Origin of the sequence: Prochlorococcus sp. MIT 1318, from assembly GCF_047304505.1 — a bacterium.
In the GTDB taxonomy this organism is placed as follows: Bacteria; Cyanobacteriota; Cyanobacteriia; order PCC-6307; family Cyanobiaceae; genus Prochlorococcus; species Prochlorococcus marinus_D.
This window is the reverse complement of sequence record NZ_CP138958.1, coordinates 107,059-122,493: the sequence shown is the minus strand read 5'-3', so window position 1 is coordinate 122,493 and position 15,435 is coordinate 107,059. Positions and strand designations below refer to the sequence as shown.

Sequence of the window (15,435 nt, the reverse complement as noted above, 5' to 3'; positions counted from 1 at the left end):
TCAATTCAGCGATGCCTTGAAACAACTTTCAGCATGACTGCAGTTGCCTTGTTTTCAAGCCAGTTCGGCTCCGGGGTATCCCCTTGGTGTTACCACATGATTGTCTTGTAAACGACTGCTGCTATTGCCGATTAGCACAATTGTGAGCATGTCCACCTCTTTGACTGGCAGGGTCTGCAGTGTGTGCAGCTGTATGTCTTCCTGCGCTCGTCCAAGTTGACGTGCCACGACCACGGGCGTATTAGGGGCTCGATGCTCCAGCAAGAGTTCAATGGCACGTGTCAGCTGCCAGTCGCGTTCTTGAGAGCGTGGGTTGTAAAGGGCTACCACGAAATCTCCGCTGGCTGCACTTTTTAGGCGGGTTTCAATCTTTGACCAGGGAGTGAGGCGATCGCTGAGACTCACGCTGCAGAAATCGTGCATCAGAGGGGCACCTACCTTGGCTGCGGCTAATTGCAGGGCTGAGAGGCCTGGATGCACCTGAAATTGTGGGCGATCACTAGGGGGTTGTGTGAGCCATAGTTCCAGGGCTAGGCCGGCCATGCCGTAGATGCCACTGTCTCCTGAAGAGATCAAGGCGACTCGTGCTCCCTGTTGGGCTAGCTCCAGGGCCTTAAGGCAGCGATCCCGTTCGCGAGTGAGTTGCCCGTCCAGACGAGCTTGATCTGGGCGGCGCAACGGTTCCAGTAGATCGAGGTAGAGGTCGTATCCAACCCATATGGCACTGCGGGCTAGTGCTGCACGGGCATCGTGGGTGAGAAAGGCCAAATCTCCAGGACCGCTTCCGATCAGATGCAATTCGCCTCTTTGGGGTGCAAAAGGTTGATTGGCTTCGCTGATGGCGATGGTGGTAGCACCATGTTCAGCGTTTTGGGCGTGGTGAATCTGTTTGGTTAGCAGCAAAGTGCCTTTGTTGCTAGCTGCGAGTAGTGCTGCTGCTTCGGCCACGGAAGAGGTGCCCATAGCTTTTGCTACCACAGCAGAAGGTGTGGGTACGTCAACTTCTGCGAGGGCATCAGCGTTGAAGAAGCGCACAGGCCAGTCCTTTGCTTGCGCGAGAGCGAGCAGAGCGGTTTCATCGGCCTTTCGGTCAATGCTGGCAAGGCCTGCTACTGCCTCTGGGGCAAGGCCTGCCTCTGCCAGGGCAGCTGCCACGGCGCGCTCAAGCAGGCTCAGGCTTGTATCGCGTTCGCAGCCAATTCCAATCCATAGACTGGCGGGATGCCAGCTGCAAGACATGCTGCTTTGTGGGCCGATGGTTAGTTGGGCTGGCCGAGCCTGATCAGCATTGGCATTGGCATCAAAAACGTCTTGTGCAGCAGCAGTTGTTTGCCAAAACGTCGCACCAGAACGCTGCAAAAGCAAAAGCTTCCCCCCTTGGGCTTGGGTCAGCATCAACTGATTCCAGTTGTCGCGGTTGCCGCTACGTCGCCAGCCCCAGCCTTCGCCAAAACTATCGAGGGCCAAGCGGTTTTGGCTGTTGGCGTCTCCGGTGAGTACGGCATGACCTCCTAGCTCTGCGGCCAGTTCCATGGCAAGTTGTTCTGCGCCCGCCTGGTGACCGCCCAGCAATGGCACGACGTGTTTGCCATGGGCATCAAGGACGATCACTGCGGGATCTTTGTCCTTCCCCATGAGTAATGGCGCGATTAAGCGAGTCACGGCGCCGATAGCACCCACGATGAGCAAGACCCCGTTTGGCTGCCAGTTTCTGCTCAGCACTTCGCTGGCGGGGCCAACTACAAGGCTTTGAGGTGTTTCCTCGAGAGTGTTTGCTGCACGCGGGGTAAGGGCCAGTTGATCCACCTGGCGGCGTCTTGCAAGCCTTTGCAAAAGCGGCCAGGCGCTGACAGAGAGACCAAGAGCCAGGCGCAGAGCGGGGCTAGGTGCGTCGGGATGGGTCAGGGCAGGTTGGCCAAGGGGAACGTTGTAGGCTGTTTCCTTTTATTTGATCTCGGCATGAGCGTTAAAGCATGCTTTTGGATCAATCAAGGGTTGGCCAAGAGGGTTTGGGAATTGGTTGCTGGTGAGGCTTGGTCAGTGTCTGCTTTGAGTTTTGGTTCTAGTTCGGCGTTTGGTTCTAGATCAGGAGTTGGCTCGAGAGCAGAGTCTGGATCAGGGTTTGGTTCTAGATCAGGGGTTGGCTCGAGAGCAGAGCCTGGATCAGGGTTTGGTTCTAGATCAGGGGTTGGCTCGAGAGCAGAGCCTGGATCAGGGTTTGGTTCTAGATCAGGGGTTGGCTCGAGAGCAGAGCCTGGATCAGGGTTTGGTTCTAGATCAGGAGTTGGCTCTAAAGCAGATTCTGGTTCGGCTTCGGCTTCTGGCTTTAGTTCGGCTCCAGACTCGAGCTCTGTCTCGGGTTGACTGGAGAGCGCTAACTCCTGTTTTGCAGGCTGCTCAGAAAGTTCGTCTTGGATAGGTTTTGACTCTGATGCGTTGTCAAGTGTCGAGATTTGCGGGGGGTCTGATTTGTCTTGAGGGGTTTGATCAGCCAAAGGCTGGTCTTCTTCTGGCTGGGGTTGCTGGGGTTCCCCTAAGAGTCTGGCTATTTGCTGCTTTGTCAGCGTTGCCTGCATCCAAGCTGGCTTGTCTGCTTCGCTGGTCTGAACAATCCTCAGTTGGTTGTTGAATACTGGATTAATTGGCTTACCAAAGCCGTCGAGCATCTCTGTTTGAACGCTAATGGGGCCTGATCCTGAGGGCAGGCCCTTGATCCAAATGGCGTCTTGGTGAGTGATTTGGAAACTTTCACCATTCACACTCACTTGGAGTCGCCAGCGTCCATCGCCTTCTTTAAGGTTCTGAATGGGAGCATTCCAGATCAACCAGTCCAATAGAAGGGGTTCACTGTTGCTGAGTTCTGAGGGGCTAACGGTGACGAACCAAGGCTCATCTTCTGTCGGTTGGGTTCTTTGCAGAGGTTGCCGCTGATGGAGGCGCCATTGCTGGCTGGCCTTGGGATCCTTTACAGCTTCGCCCCATGGATAAGCGGCGTAGGCGCTGAGTCTGTGACTTCCAGGCAGGAGGCCCTCCATCGCAATGCGCAGTTGGGCACCATCTGTTTCGCTAATGCGGAGTGGTGGATTCTCATCAAGTTGCACCACAACATGGGCACCGAGGCCTAGTTCTGGATCGTTGGTCAGTGGCCAGTCCTTCAAATTGAGCAAGAGCTCCCAGCTCCCCTCATTCATCAGCACAGTCCCGTCTGTTGGGCTTTCCAGACTCAGCTGGGGGTGATGCTTGGCTAGTTGCTCTCGTATTTGTTGTACTGCGCCTGGTGGGGCAATCTCTTGCAGAGTTCCAGTTGGCGCTGGTACCAGTAAGGATTGCGTTGTTGAACTTTCCCTGTTTTGGTTGTTAAAGGGCCAGCCTGGCAGGGCTTGTGCGGGGGAGAGCCCAGAGATGCTCAGCAGCACAACCAACACCAGGCCTTGCAATAGGCGCATGGCCTTCCCATGCCATAACAACAGATTGAATTGCTGACGCCGGCTCGAAAGCGGCATTAGAGGGGGGCAAGATTTCGTCATTCTGGGCAGCCACCCGGCGTGGGTAAAAGCGTGGCAACTCCTTGCAAGGCGGCAGTGTTGGATTAGTTGATTGATTTATGTTAATTAGCGTTGAAAATTTGCTTCTTTTGGAGTTGTAAACTTACGTGTATTAATGATCCGCTTCTGTCAGTGGCCCTTCTGCAGACGCCAGGCCCCCACTGATTAGCGAGCGGATAGAACATTTGTTACTTGCTGTCGTAGTGAGTGGTGCTCAGCTTTATGCTGCTTGAAGCGGTCCCCTTGTAGGGGCCCATAGCTCCAGTTTGAGTCTGAGTTTCGACTTTCGACTTGTGCTGGCGCCCGGTATCAGCACCACTTCGGTGGTGATGTCTCCGGGGCCCCGGCAAGCCCATGGGCCTGTCGAAGGGGTGGACCTCCACCTCGATCCCGTCCCTCGAGGAACCTCTCGATGACCATCAGCCCACCAGAGCGTGGGGAAAAAGCGAAGCCCATTTACGATCAACCAGTCGACCGGGACCACGTTCCAGCCGACTTCGAAAAATTCGAACAACCCGGATTTTTCTCGAAAAGCCTCGCTAAAGGACCAAACTCCACAACCTGGATTTGGAACCTCCACGCTGACGCCCACGACTTCGATACCCACATTGGGGATCTGGAAGAAACCAGCCGGAAGATCTTTTCGGCGCACTTCGGTCATTTGGCCATAGTGTTTATTTGGTTAAGCGGTGCCTTCTTCCACGGTGCCCGCTTCTCCAACTACTCCGGCTGGCTAGCCGACCCCACGCACGTGAAACCCAGTGCGCAGGTCGTTTGGCCAATTGTCGGTCAAGAAATCATGAATGCTGATGTGGGTGCCGGTTTTAACGGCATCCAGATCACCTCCGGCATTTTCCAAATTTGGAGGGGTTGGGGAATTACCAGTGAGACGGAGCTCATGGCTCTTGCAACTGGTGCCCTAATCATGGCTGCCCTGGTTCTCCATGGCGGAATCTTCCATTACCACAAAGCAGCTCCAAAGCTGGAGTGGTTTAAGAAGATTGAGTCGATGCTTCAGCACCATCAGATTGGTCTGTTTGGCTTGGGCTCTCTTGGTTGGACAGGTCACTTGATCCATGTGGCCAACCCCACCAACGCCCTTTTGGATGCCATAGATGCAGGCACTCCAATGGTGCTTGATGGCAAGACCATTGCCTCTGCAGCGGATATCCCACTGCCACACGAGCTCTATAACGCTGATCTCGTTGGCCAGATTTATCCAGGTCTTGCTTCAGGCGTCGGGAACTTCTTCTCGGCTAATTGGTGGGCTTTTAGTGATTTTCTCACCAACAACGGAGGAGTGAATCCTGTAACCGGTGCTTTATGGAGTACTGATGTTGCTCATCACCATTTGGCATGGGCGGTCTTTTTGATGTTTGGAGGCCACGTATACCGCTCAAGATTCGGTATCGGCCACAGCATGAAAGAGATCATGGGGAACGTAAAGGGTGACCCCCTGTTATTCCCAGCTCCCAATGGTCATAAAGGTCTCTTTGAGTTCCTTTCCAGCAGCTGGCATGCTCAGTTGGCAGTGAACCTGGCCTGCATTGGTTCAGGAAGCATCGTGGTTGCACACCACATGTATTCTCTGCCTCCATATCCATACCTAGCGACTGATTACCCAACGGTTCTTGGGCTATTCACGCACCACATGTGGATTGGTGGCTTGATGATTTGCGGAGCAGCGGCTCACGCTGGCATCGCAGTCATTCGTGACTATGACGTCTCAGTTCACGTCGATAACGTGCTTGACCGCATGTTCAAGGCGCGCGACGCCATCATCAGTCACCTCAACTGGGTGTGTATGTTCCTTGGCTTCCATAGCTTCGGCCTTTATATACACAACGACAGCATGCGTGCTTTGGGTCGTTCCCAAGACATGTTCAGCGACTCTGCAATCCAGTTGCAGCCTGTCTTGGCTCAGTGGATCCAAAGCCTTTGGGCGTCTTCAATCGGCACATCATCTGTGGTTGGTACGGCAACAGGTCTGCCAGGTGCAGTTAGTGATGTGTTCAACGGAAGTGTTGTAGCAGTAGGCGGCAAGGTGGCTCTGATGGCTATTCCCTTGGGAACAGCCGACTTGATGATTCACCACATCCATGCCTTCACCATTCACGTAACTTGCCTCATCCTTCTTAAGGGTGTGCTTTTTGCCCGCAGTTCTCGTCTTGTTCCTGACAAGGCAAATCTTGGCTTCCGCTTCTCTTGCGATGGCCCAGGTCGTGGTGGTACCTGCCAGGTTTCCTCTTGGGACCACGTGTTCCTAGGCCTGTTCTGGATGTACAACTCCCTCTCGATGGTGATCTTCTACTTCTCGTGGAAGATGCAAAGCGATGTATGGGGCACTGTTAATTCAGACGGGAGTGTGACTCATCTCGTTTCTGGCAACTTTGCTCAAAGCGCCATCACTGTGAATGGTTGGTTCCGTGACTTCCTCTGGGCTCAGTCCTCACAGGTGCTCACGAGCTACGGCACTGGCCTCAGCGGCTATGGCCTGCTATTCCTTGGTGGCCACTTCGTGTGGGCCTTTAGCTTGATGTTCTTGTTCAGCGGCCGTGGCTACTGGCAGGAGCTATTTGAATCCATTATCTGGGCTCATAACAAGCTCAAGCTTGCTCCCACCATCCAGCCCCGGGCACTTTCGATTACGCAGGGCCGCGCAGTTGGTGTAACCCACTTCCTGTTTGGTGGCATTGTGACCACCTGGGCCTTCTTCCATGCCCGCCTTCTTGGGCTCGGCTGACCTTTCCTGACCTTTCCCCACATGGCAACGAAATTTCCTTCGTTCAGCCAGGGTCTGGCACAGGACCCTACAACCCGCCGTATTTGGTACGGCATAGCCACGGCTCACGACTTCGAGAGCCACGACGGCATGACCGAAGAACGGCTTTACCAAAAGCTGTTCTCTACCCATTTCGGTCATCTGGCTGTTATTGGCCTATGGGTTGCAGGAAACCTGTTCCATATCGCCTGGCAGGGCAACTTCGAACAGTGGGTCGCCGACCCACAAAATGTTCAACCTATTGCCCACGCAATTTGGGATCCTCACTTCGGTCAAGGCATCACTGATGCTTTGACTCAAGCGGGTGCTTCCCGTCCAGTAAACATTTGCTATTCCGGTTTGTACCACTGGTGGTACACCATCGGAATGCGCACCAATACAGAGCTTTACCAGGGCGCCATCTTCATTGACATCCTGGTTGCTTGGCTCTTGTTCGGTGGTTGGCTGCATTTACAGCCAAAGTTCCGTCCTTCGCTGGCGTGGTTCAAGAACGCTGAGGCGATGATGAATCATCACCTCGCAGTGTTGTTCGGTTTCACCAACATCGCCTGGACTGGTCACCTCGTTCACGTGGCCATTCCTGAATCACGTGGTCAGCACGTCGGTTGGGACAACTTCCTCACAGTTCTCCCACACCCTGAAGGGTTGACCCCATTCTTCACAGGAAACTGGGGAGCCTATGCACAGAATCCTGATTCTTTGAATCATGCCTTTGGTACTTCTGAAGGCGCTGGCACGGCCATCCTTACTTTCCTAGGTGGTGTTCATCCACAGAGTGGTGCCCTTTGGCTGACTGACATCTCGCACCACCACATTGCGATCGGTGTCTTCATGATCATCGGTGGCCATATGTACCGGAACAGTTTCGGTATTGGCCATACCTTTAAGGAAATCACCGACGGTCACAACACCAATCATCCCAATGATCCTCATAAGGATGGTTTCCGAGAAAAAATCGGTCACTACGGTCTCAATCACAACGGGATCACCGATACGATCAACAACTCCCTGCACTTCCAACTTGGTCTTGCTCTTGCCTGTCTAGGTACAGCAGCCAGTCTTGTAGCGCATCACATGGGCGCCTTGCCCTCGTATGCCTTCATTGCGCAGGACTACACCACTCAGGCAGCTCTTTACACCCACCATCAGTACATCGCCATCTTCCTGATGTGCGGTGCCTTCTCCCACGGAGCAATCTTCTTTGTCCGTGACTATGACCCTGAGGCCAATAAGGACAATGTTCTTGCAAGGGTCTTAGAAACCAAAGAAGCACTGATCAGTCACTTGAGCTGGGTTTGCATGCTCCTCGGTTTCCATACCCTGGCGCTGTATCTCCACAACGATGTGGTGATTGCTTTCGGAACCCCCGAAAAGCAGATCCTTGTTGAGCCCATCTTTGCTCAGTTCATTCAGGCCGCTAGTGGCAAGGTCATGTATGGCCTTGATGTGCTGCTTGCGAATGCAAATAGTGCCCCATCCTTGGCTGCGGCTGGGATGCCTGGGGATCACTACTGGATGGATCTGATTAATGCCAGTCCAGAGGTTTCCAACTTCATGCCTATTGGCCCAGGAGACTTCCTGGTTCACCATGGCATTGCCTTGGGTCTTCACACCACTGCATTGATCTTGATCAAGGGTGCACTTGATGCAAGAGGTTCCAAGCTGATGCCCGACAAAAAGGACTTCGGCTATGCCTTTGCTTGTGATGGCCCTGGACGTGGCGGCACCTGCGACATCTCTGCGTGGGACTCCACTTACATGGCTATTTTCTGGGCACTGAATACCATTGCTTGGGCAACTTATTACTGGCACTGGAAGCACCTTGCCGCTTGGCAGGGCAATATGGCTCAGTTCAATGAGTCCAGTACCCACTTAATGGGTTGGTTCAGGGATTATCTCTGGATCAATAGTTCCCAGATCATCAATGGCTATAACCCATTCGGGATTAATAATCTCTCCCCTTGGGCATACATGTTCCTTGCAGGCCATTTGGTCTGGGCAACAGGATTCATGTTCCTGATCTCTTGGAGGGGTTATTGGCAGGAGCTGATCGAGACTCTCGTTTGGGCTCATCAACGCTCTCCGATTGCCAACCTGGTTGGATGGCGTGATAAGCCAGTAGCTCTTTCGATCGTGCAGGCCCGTCTTGTTGGTGTGACTCACTTTGCAGTGGGGAACATCTTTACGTTCGGTGCCTTTGTGATTGCATCTACAGCTAGCAAGTTTGGATAACATCCCCTCGCTAGTTAGTTAGTCGATTCATCGGCAGAAAGATAATTCCCCGTCAGGTTTTACTTGACGGGGTTTTTTCTTGCTTTGTTGGATGCATTTCTTCTTAGAGTATTGGCTTGTAAAATACCTTATTGGTCAAGTAATGCCATGGAAATGGTTGGTCAAATTCTTTGAGGCTGTCTGGCCAAAGTGTTTGGCTTTGATTGGCTTAATTGATCAAAGGATGCCAATTGAAAGCCATCAAAAGTTGGTTCATGTCAGATAGAGGGTCTCTTTTTATGCGCTTTCTATGGGCTATCTTGTCTCTGAGTTAATCTGTTTTGTGTATACAAGTTGGTTTAGGGAATCTTGTTATGTGGTTTTGCTCAGATTAGGCTTTCATCTCTCTTTGTATTGGCGAATACCAAGATGCGAATGTAGGCCCATTTGTTCTGTAAGTTTGCTCGCTGTGAGGAGGCGCCAATGCCCCTAATTGTCTATCGCCCTCATGCGATTCTCTAAGCTCGCCTTAGTTTTCTTAGTGTCTTTTTCTCCCAAGGCCTAAGATTTTGAAGTTGGGTGGGGATTTTCTGCCTCGCGAAGGAGAGGCAGAAAATCCTTAAAGAGATTGGCTTAAGAAGGCTATAGGAAGGTTTCTTATTTCAACCTTGCCACACCTTTAATCATTGGCCTTTCAGCATGCCTTGGCTATTCTTAAGCAATAAAAAAACCTGGGGAAGCAATCAAGCAACCCCAGGAGAAGGTTTTCTACTTTTCGATTTAATGATGTGAAAGCTTCTTGATTCTTAAGAAGCCCAGACATTCATGGGAACATTCAGCAGTGGTTGCATGTGCAAAGTGTTGCATAGGAACCATGCAAAGGCTGCGCCCGCGCAGCCACCCAGCCAAAAGCCACTTGTGAAGTCGGCCCAGCCTTTCCTTGTGAACAGGTCGGCAGGAGGGTTGGCAACAGTTACGTCCGGGGGTGGCACGGTGGGTGCCTTGCCGGGGACGTTGTAAAGCACTAAAAGAGCAGTAAGGATATGCACTGCTCCAACTGTTGCCAATAAAGCTGCGGTTGTAGCAAAATCGGTAGTTCTTAACGGACCCATTACAAGGAAGGGACCGTAAATGAAGTAGCCGATCGCGGCTCCAGTTTCCAAGCCGCGGAAGTTTGCAGAAATACCCTCGCGATAGAGGGGAAGATTGTTGACTAAGGCTTTCACGAAGTAGCCACTATTGACTGGAGTGGCCAGGTTTCCGACGCAGGGGTCAGCAGCAGGCTGCACAGCCCACTCTTCTACGTGCCCTCGGTCACGGTACTTTTCGTTGAGCGTCTTGGGGCCTAGAGGCAGGTTCTCGTCAGTCATTCGGCATTAGGGGAGTCGGTTGGCTGGGGTTAAGCGTCTACAGCTCAATCGGTAGCTGTGATATGGCGACCCACTAGGACAATGAAAATTGCCGGTGTCACTAGCACAATCAGGGGTACAAACACCGCAGGCAGCCAGGTGGCAGCAAAATCACTTGTCATGGCGTCAGCCAAAGGTTCCATAGCTACTGTATAGATCGCCTTTGAATAGGGCCTATTCAGGTCCTGTTGGCGACATAAAAGTTCAATCCATCACTATCGGGCTCATCATCGGTTACCGCTGTTTCAACGAGCCATCTTTCAATGAATCAACTGTTTGCTGGTGCTGCTGTTTTAGCTCTCACGCTGGTGCTCTGGGGTTTGGGTAGACGCCCTCGCAAGCTCCTGCTGAGCAGTACCGACGCCAGCAGCGTGGCTGCTTTGAATCGTGTTCAGCTAACGCTAGCCAAGCCTCAAGGGCAGGGATCTGAGGATTCCACTTCGTTAGCCCTTGAGAGTCCGGTCACATGGAATTCGCCGGCTACATCTCTTGAACGCCTTACTCTGCAAAGGAAGTTACGTGAGGCCATGGCTGCCGGCCCTGAGCAACGATTAGAGGCTGTGACCCTGGCAGGCCTCTGGGGTCATGTTTCAGTTATGTCATTGCTACGGCAGGGACTGCACGACTCCGATGGCCGCGTTGTAGCTGCTGCAGCGGCAGCACTTGAAGGCTATCGAGGTAAGCCGCGTGCAGAGCTAATTCATGATGTACCGCCGCCGCGCAACGTCGCCCGTATGCGGTAGATCGGTCGCCCTTGGCTTTCGTGGTAGGTGCGCATGACCAACTCGCCTAGTAGACCAAAGCAGAACAATTGGACTCCAGTCAGGCCGAGTACCACAGCCATGGTGAGTAGTGGGCGGTTGCCAATGTCTTCTCCCATCAGCTTGATCGCCAGTAAATAGATACTCGTCAGCAGGCTCCCGCCCATGGCGAGCAACCCGCCGAAGCCGAAGACGTACATCGGTCTGGTCAGAAAGCGCTTCATAAACCACACCGTGAATAGGTCCATCAACACGCGGAAGGTGCGATCGATCCCGTACTTGCTATTGCCGTATTGGCGTGCACGGTGGTTGACTTTCACTTCGGTGATCAGAGCCCCTTCGATAAAGGCCAAAGCCGGCAGGAAGCGGTGCAGCTCTCCGTAGAGACGCATATCCGTCAGGATTTCTTTCCGATAGGCTTTCAGTGAGCAGCCGTAGTCATGCAGCCGTACACCGATAACTCGGCCGATCAGGCGATTGGCAATTTTTGAGGGCAGCTTGCGCTTTAGGGAAGCATCCTGGCGTTGATGACGCCAGCCGCTCACGAGGTCGTATCCCTCACGCAACTTCGAAAGGAGTAGCGGGATATCGGCGGGATCGTTTTGGAGATCGCCATCGATGCTGACAATCACTTCACCTTGGGATACGTCGAACCCTGCAGCCATGGCAGCCGTTTGGCCATAGTTTTTGCGTAGAAGTACGCCCACCAGTTCTGGTGTTTTAATACTTAGCTGCTCCAGCACCTTGGCGGTTCCGTCGGTGGAGCCATCATTCACCAGCACCAGCTCGAAGATTTCACCAGTAGGGCGTAAGGCTGCAAGGAGTTGATCTATCAACTTTGGCAGGCTTTCCTCTTCGTTGAAGAGGGGCACTACGACTGAGAGGTCCATGGGCGAGGGCATGCCGGAGGCCTTCCGCAGTAGAGAGCAACTTAGGCGCTGCCCTTCAGGGGAGGGTGGTTCCGTCATGGCAGCGTTCCACTCGCCCCGCCCCGCGCAGCTCAGCTCGGTAGTAGCAGGCCACTGGATGGGTGTCTTTGGCAGGCAGCCGGTCGAAACCGATGCCGTTGCGTCCATGCTCTTTACCGGAGCTATGCCAGTAGCTTCCGTTGCCTCCATATACGCCAACGTGGCTGCAGCGTTTTCGACTGCCGAAGAAAATCAGATCTCCAGGGCGGAGTTGTTTGGTGTTGTCAGGTTGCACAGTTATTGGCGTACAGAAGCTTTCCTGCTGATAGGCGTCGCGCGGCAGCCAGATGCCTTGACTAGCAAAGGCGGTCTGTACAAGGCCAGAGCAGTCAAAATCTGGCCCGATGCTGCCGCCCCATAAGTAAGTGTTTGGCTGGTTGGCTGCTGCCTCCACCCAGGTCATCACAGCCGCTAGTCGTTGCTGGATCTCTCTGATGGCAAGCAGTTGAGGTCGCCAGCTTCCCCGTTGAATGATCTGGCCGTTCACTTCGCGCAGATCAATCCAGCAGGGGTATCCGTCTTCCAGTAGCCGCACCCTTAGCCGTGTTAATGGCTGTTGATATTTGTTGGGCTTCGCTGCATCGAGCACTTCAAAGCTTCGGCCTGCGGCCGCCTGGGTGGCCAGTCCTGCTCCTTCGACACCGGCATAACCGTTGACTCCCTTTTGCAGTTGCCAGCAGCTGCCTGGAGCAAGAAGGTCAGTGGTGATTGGGGTGCCTAGGGTCGGCATTGCCTGAAGTGATTAGCAATGGCGTTCTACCGCCCCGATAGTGCTATGCAGGCTCAGCTAAAGGGGCTGTTAGATCGATTGGAGGCAGAGAGGCGCCCTGGCCTTCATAACAGCGTGGCGATCAGTTGGGTTCGTTATGACTGTTCTGATCCAACTCCCGGCAGTGGCTCGGGGGCCGGTTGGTCGGATCAGCGCATTCTTTTCCCTGCCAGTGTGGTCAAGCTTGTCTATGCCCTTGCTGCTGAGGCATGGCTCCAGCGGGACCTGTTGCCAGAGGCCGATGAGCTTCGTCGGGCGATGCGAGACATGATTGCTGATTCGAGTAATGACGCCACCAGCCTTGTGTTGGATTTGCTTACCGGCACGACAAGCGGCCCATCGCTGCTGGGAGAATCCTGGCAGACTTGGCAGCAGCAGCGGCACCTGGTGAACGACTGGCTGCAAGGGTTGGGCTGGGAAGAGTTGGAAAAGGTGAACTGTTGCCAGAAGACCTGGGGTGATGGACCTTATGGTCGAGAGCGAGATTTTTATGGCGTAGGTCTCGGGAATCGCAATGCGTTAACCACTGCAGCTACAGCTCGCCTGCTTGAGTCAGTGATGACTGATGCTTTGGTGTCTCCGTTGGCCTGCAAGCGCTTGCGTCAGCTTCTTTCAAGGTCTATTGATCTCATGCAGCGCAAGGCTGATCCAGAGAATCAGGTGGATGGATTTCTTGGAGAAGGTTTGCCGGTGGGATCCAGTTTGTGGAGTAAGGCTGGCTGGATGAGTCAGGCTCGTCATGATGCGGCTTGGTGGTCTTTACAAGGAGGCAGGCCGATGCTTTTGGTGGTCTTCACTCAAGGCAGGGAGCGAGCTAATGACACAACCCTCTTGCCGGCAATAGCTCGCGAACTCAGCAAGCTATAGGGTTAAAAGAATTGAGGCCTCTAAGTAAATCAAACGACAAAAAGTTGAATTTGAGTGAAAGCGGTATAAAGTAGAAAGCACATGTCTTAATTGTATTTATCTATATAGATAAAGCCTTTGTTAGCAATTGATCTAGTGAATTTAGGTCCTTTTACCTTTTTAAAGGTGCCCCCGCCTTTCTCGTTTGGCGGGGCTTGAGTGGATCGATTCAGTCAAGTCGGTTAAAGCGGGATTAGTTTGGAGAAAAGATATATATATTTTGCTTGGAGTTAAATGCTCACACATACTTTGGGAGCTCTATGCTTAAGTAGAGAAGGCAAGTCCTCCTGCTATGCCCCATTTAACAAATCGCCTTTAGAGGGGTCAAACGGTAGGGAATTTGTTAGATGCTTAATGCTTTCAACCCCAGCTTGGTTGGTTGAGTAAAAAATAATAAGCTTTCTAGATGTTTTCATTGCCTGCTTTTGTCGGGCTGGAGAGCTTTCGCTGAACGTTACGCAGAATTGGACAACGAATTCCTTGCATGCTTTTGCAGGCAAAGGGATTTGCCGCGCCACGAAGAAAAATTCTTGCCGATTATTGGATAGCTTCTTGGACAACACAAGCTTGCAGCTGGTCTAAACGGCGCAAATCCGTTTGACACGCAGGAACTGTTTGATGGCAGTCGATTAAAGCCGTTTGAGGAGTGCCTGGCACTCTCGGAAACTGACTTTCAACGGAGAGGGAGGGATTCGAACCCTCGACAAGAGTTGCCTCCTGTAACTCCTTAGCAGGGAGCCGCCTTCAACCACTCGGCCACCTCTCCAGCGGCATACATACCCTACCAATACCCACCTCTAGTGCTTTGTTTTAGTTGTCTGGGTTTGGTGTCAAATCACCAGTCTGGGTAGTCGATGTTTGAAGCTGCAGAGCACCTCCCATGGAATTGATCCACTGAGATCACTCCATTGTTGTGGTGTAATACAGGCGTCGCCGTCCTTGCCTAGGAGGGTCACGATGCTTCCTACCTCTAGGTCGGGGTGATTTGTGGCATCAAGCACGAGTTGATCCATGGTGATGGCGCCAACCTGTGGGAGAAGCTGACCATCGGCTATTGCAGAGATTTGGCCTGATAGGGATCGGCTGACCCCGTCGGCATAGCCGATTCCTACGACTGCTAGGCGACTGGGGCGTCGTGTGGTGAAGCGATGGCCGTAACTCACTCCCACACCTGCAGGCACATCCCTTATCAATGTCACCCTTGCTTTTACGCTGAGAGCTGGCTGAAGGTCTACTTTCCCTTGCAGTTGCTGGTTGGGGCTGTGGCCATACAGAGCAAGACCAACTCGCACCATGTCGTAGTGGAGTCCGCGATCGCGAAGGGTGCCGGCGGAGTTGGCAAGGTGCCGCACAAATCCACTGTGTTGCTCTGGCAGCGTTCTGAGTACCGTCTCAAAGTGTTGCTGCTGCTGATCCGTCACCATTGCGGCTTTCCCTTGGAGATCCCCATCTGCCAGGGCTAAATGGCTATAGATACCCTTTAATTCGAGTTGATTGAGGTGGCCTATCGCCTCCACCAGCCTGGGAGCTTCCTTTAGCTCGCAGCCGAGGCGGGTCATCCCAGTATCGATTTTGAGCTGAATCCTGAATTGCCGGCCGCTGCCATCTGCAAGGTTTTGGCAGAGCAGAGCCTCTCGCATACTGCTGAGTGTGGGCATGAGTTGCCAATGAAGGCAAGCTTTCAGGTCTTCGCTATGTGTGAGATTGCCTAGCACAAGCACTGGAGCATTGTGGCCGGCTTGACGAAGCTCAATTCCTTCTTGGAGGGTTGCTACTCCAAGGCTTTTTGCTCCTCCTTTCAAGGCGGCTCGGGCTACGGTTAAAGCGCCATGGCCATAGCCATCAGCTTTCACCACGGCCATCAGGGCACAACTTTCACAAAGGTGTCTCCGAAGGCTGCGGCAATTGGCTTCCACAGCTGCGGGATTAACTTCCACCCAGGCGCGCTGACGTGGATCGGCTTTTGCCATCTGCACAGAGTTTTTGCCCCTAGGCAGATCACCGTGTGGGGCGATCAGGTCTCGCATGCTGGCAGGGTAAACAAGGGAATGACCTCACCCTTGGGGTGTCGGTAGCATGGCGCT

The 15,435-nt window shown here is 53.2% G+C and carries 11 protein-coding genes and 1 tRNA gene; 4 read left to right on the top strand and 8 right to left on the bottom strand.

Annotated elements, in window-relative coordinates:
• Positions 1–54: 54 nt before the first annotated feature.
• Together cobJ and SIB66_RS00725 are read right to left on the bottom strand one after the other, a co-directional pair.
• Positions 55–1,833, bottom strand: a complete 1,779-nt coding sequence (gene cobJ / locus SIB66_RS00730; protein WP_063407259.1) for a precorrin-3B C(17)-methyltransferase — start codon at positions 1,831–1,833, stop codon at positions 55–57.
• Positions 1,834–1,988: 155 nt separating this feature from the next.
• Positions 1,989–3,503, bottom strand: a complete 1,515-nt coding sequence (locus tag SIB66_RS00725) for a hypothetical protein (RefSeq protein WP_236070359.1) — start codon at positions 3,501–3,503, stop codon at positions 1,989–1,991.
• A gap of 454 nt (positions 3,504–3,957) precedes the next feature.
• On the opposite strand from SIB66_RS00725, the gene psaA reads away from it, so the two are divergent.
• Together psaA and psaB are read left to right on the top strand one after the other, a co-directional pair.
• Entirely contained in the window at positions 3,958–6,288 is a 2,331-nt protein-coding gene (psaA, locus tag SIB66_RS00720) for a photosystem I core protein PsaA (protein WP_063407257.1), read from the top strand.
• Between the two features lie 21 nt (positions 6,289–6,309).
• Positions 6,310–8,559 carry a photosystem I core protein PsaB gene (psaB, locus tag SIB66_RS00715; RefSeq protein WP_011131136.1) on the top strand — a complete coding sequence of 750 codons (2,250 nt, stop codon included), beginning with the start codon at positions 6,310–6,312 and terminating at the stop codon, positions 8,557–8,559.
• A gap of 785 nt (positions 8,560–9,344) precedes the next feature.
• Here psaB and SIB66_RS00710 read toward each other — a convergent pair.
• Together SIB66_RS00710 and SIB66_RS00705 are read right to left on the bottom strand one after the other, a co-directional pair.
• A complete protein-coding gene (locus SIB66_RS00710) occupies positions 9,345–9,908 on the bottom strand; it encodes a photosystem I reaction center protein subunit XI (RefSeq protein WP_011131135.1) in 564 nt (187 codons plus the stop codon).
• 44 nt (positions 9,909–9,952) lie between these two features.
• Positions 9,953–10,069 (bottom strand): photosystem I reaction center subunit VIII, encoded by a 117-nt coding sequence (locus tag SIB66_RS00705; protein WP_011131134.1) that lies wholly within the window; start codon positions 10,067–10,069, stop codon positions 9,953–9,955.
• A 141-nt stretch (positions 10,070–10,210) separates the two neighbouring features.
• Between SIB66_RS00705 and SIB66_RS00700 the strand changes: the two genes are divergently transcribed.
• Positions 10,211–10,690 carry a hypothetical protein gene (locus SIB66_RS00700; RefSeq protein ID WP_063407256.1) on the top strand — a complete coding sequence of 160 codons (480 nt, stop codon included), beginning with the start codon at positions 10,211–10,213 and terminating at the stop codon, positions 10,688–10,690.
• On the opposite strand, the gene SIB66_RS00695 is transcribed toward SIB66_RS00700, so the two are convergent.
• Positions 10,648–11,610, bottom strand: a complete 963-nt coding sequence (locus SIB66_RS00695) for a glycosyltransferase family 2 protein (RefSeq protein ID WP_063407662.1) — start codon at positions 11,608–11,610, stop codon at positions 10,648–10,650. The two genes, SIB66_RS00700 and SIB66_RS00695, sit on opposite strands and share 43 nt — an antisense overlap.
• 43 nt (positions 11,611–11,653) lie before the next feature.
• Positions 11,654–12,406: a C40 family peptidase gene (locus tag SIB66_RS00690; protein ID WP_063407255.1), complete on the bottom strand. Its 753-nt coding sequence runs from the start codon at positions 12,404–12,406 to the stop codon at positions 11,654–11,656.
• 18 nt (positions 12,407–12,424) lie between these two features.
• Here SIB66_RS00690 and SIB66_RS00685 point away from each other — a divergent pair, with 18 nt between their 5' ends.
• Positions 12,425–13,312 carry a serine hydrolase gene (locus tag SIB66_RS00685; protein WP_063407254.1) on the top strand — a complete coding sequence of 296 codons (888 nt, stop codon included), beginning with the start codon at positions 12,425–12,427 and terminating at the stop codon, positions 13,310–13,312.
• A gap of 716 nt (positions 13,313–14,028) precedes the next feature.
• Here the strand turns inward: SIB66_RS00685 and SIB66_RS00680 are convergent.
• Together SIB66_RS00680 and alr are read right to left on the bottom strand one after the other, a co-directional pair.
• Positions 14,029–14,117: transfer RNA gene (locus tag SIB66_RS00680), tRNA-Ser, on the bottom strand.
• Positions 14,118–14,181: 64 nt separating this feature from the next.
• On the bottom strand, positions 14,182–15,378 hold the full coding sequence (gene alr / locus SIB66_RS00675; protein ID WP_063407252.1) for an alanine racemase: 1,197 nt from the start codon (positions 15,376–15,378) through the stop codon (positions 14,182–14,184).
• Positions 15,379–15,435: the final 57 nt, after the last annotated feature.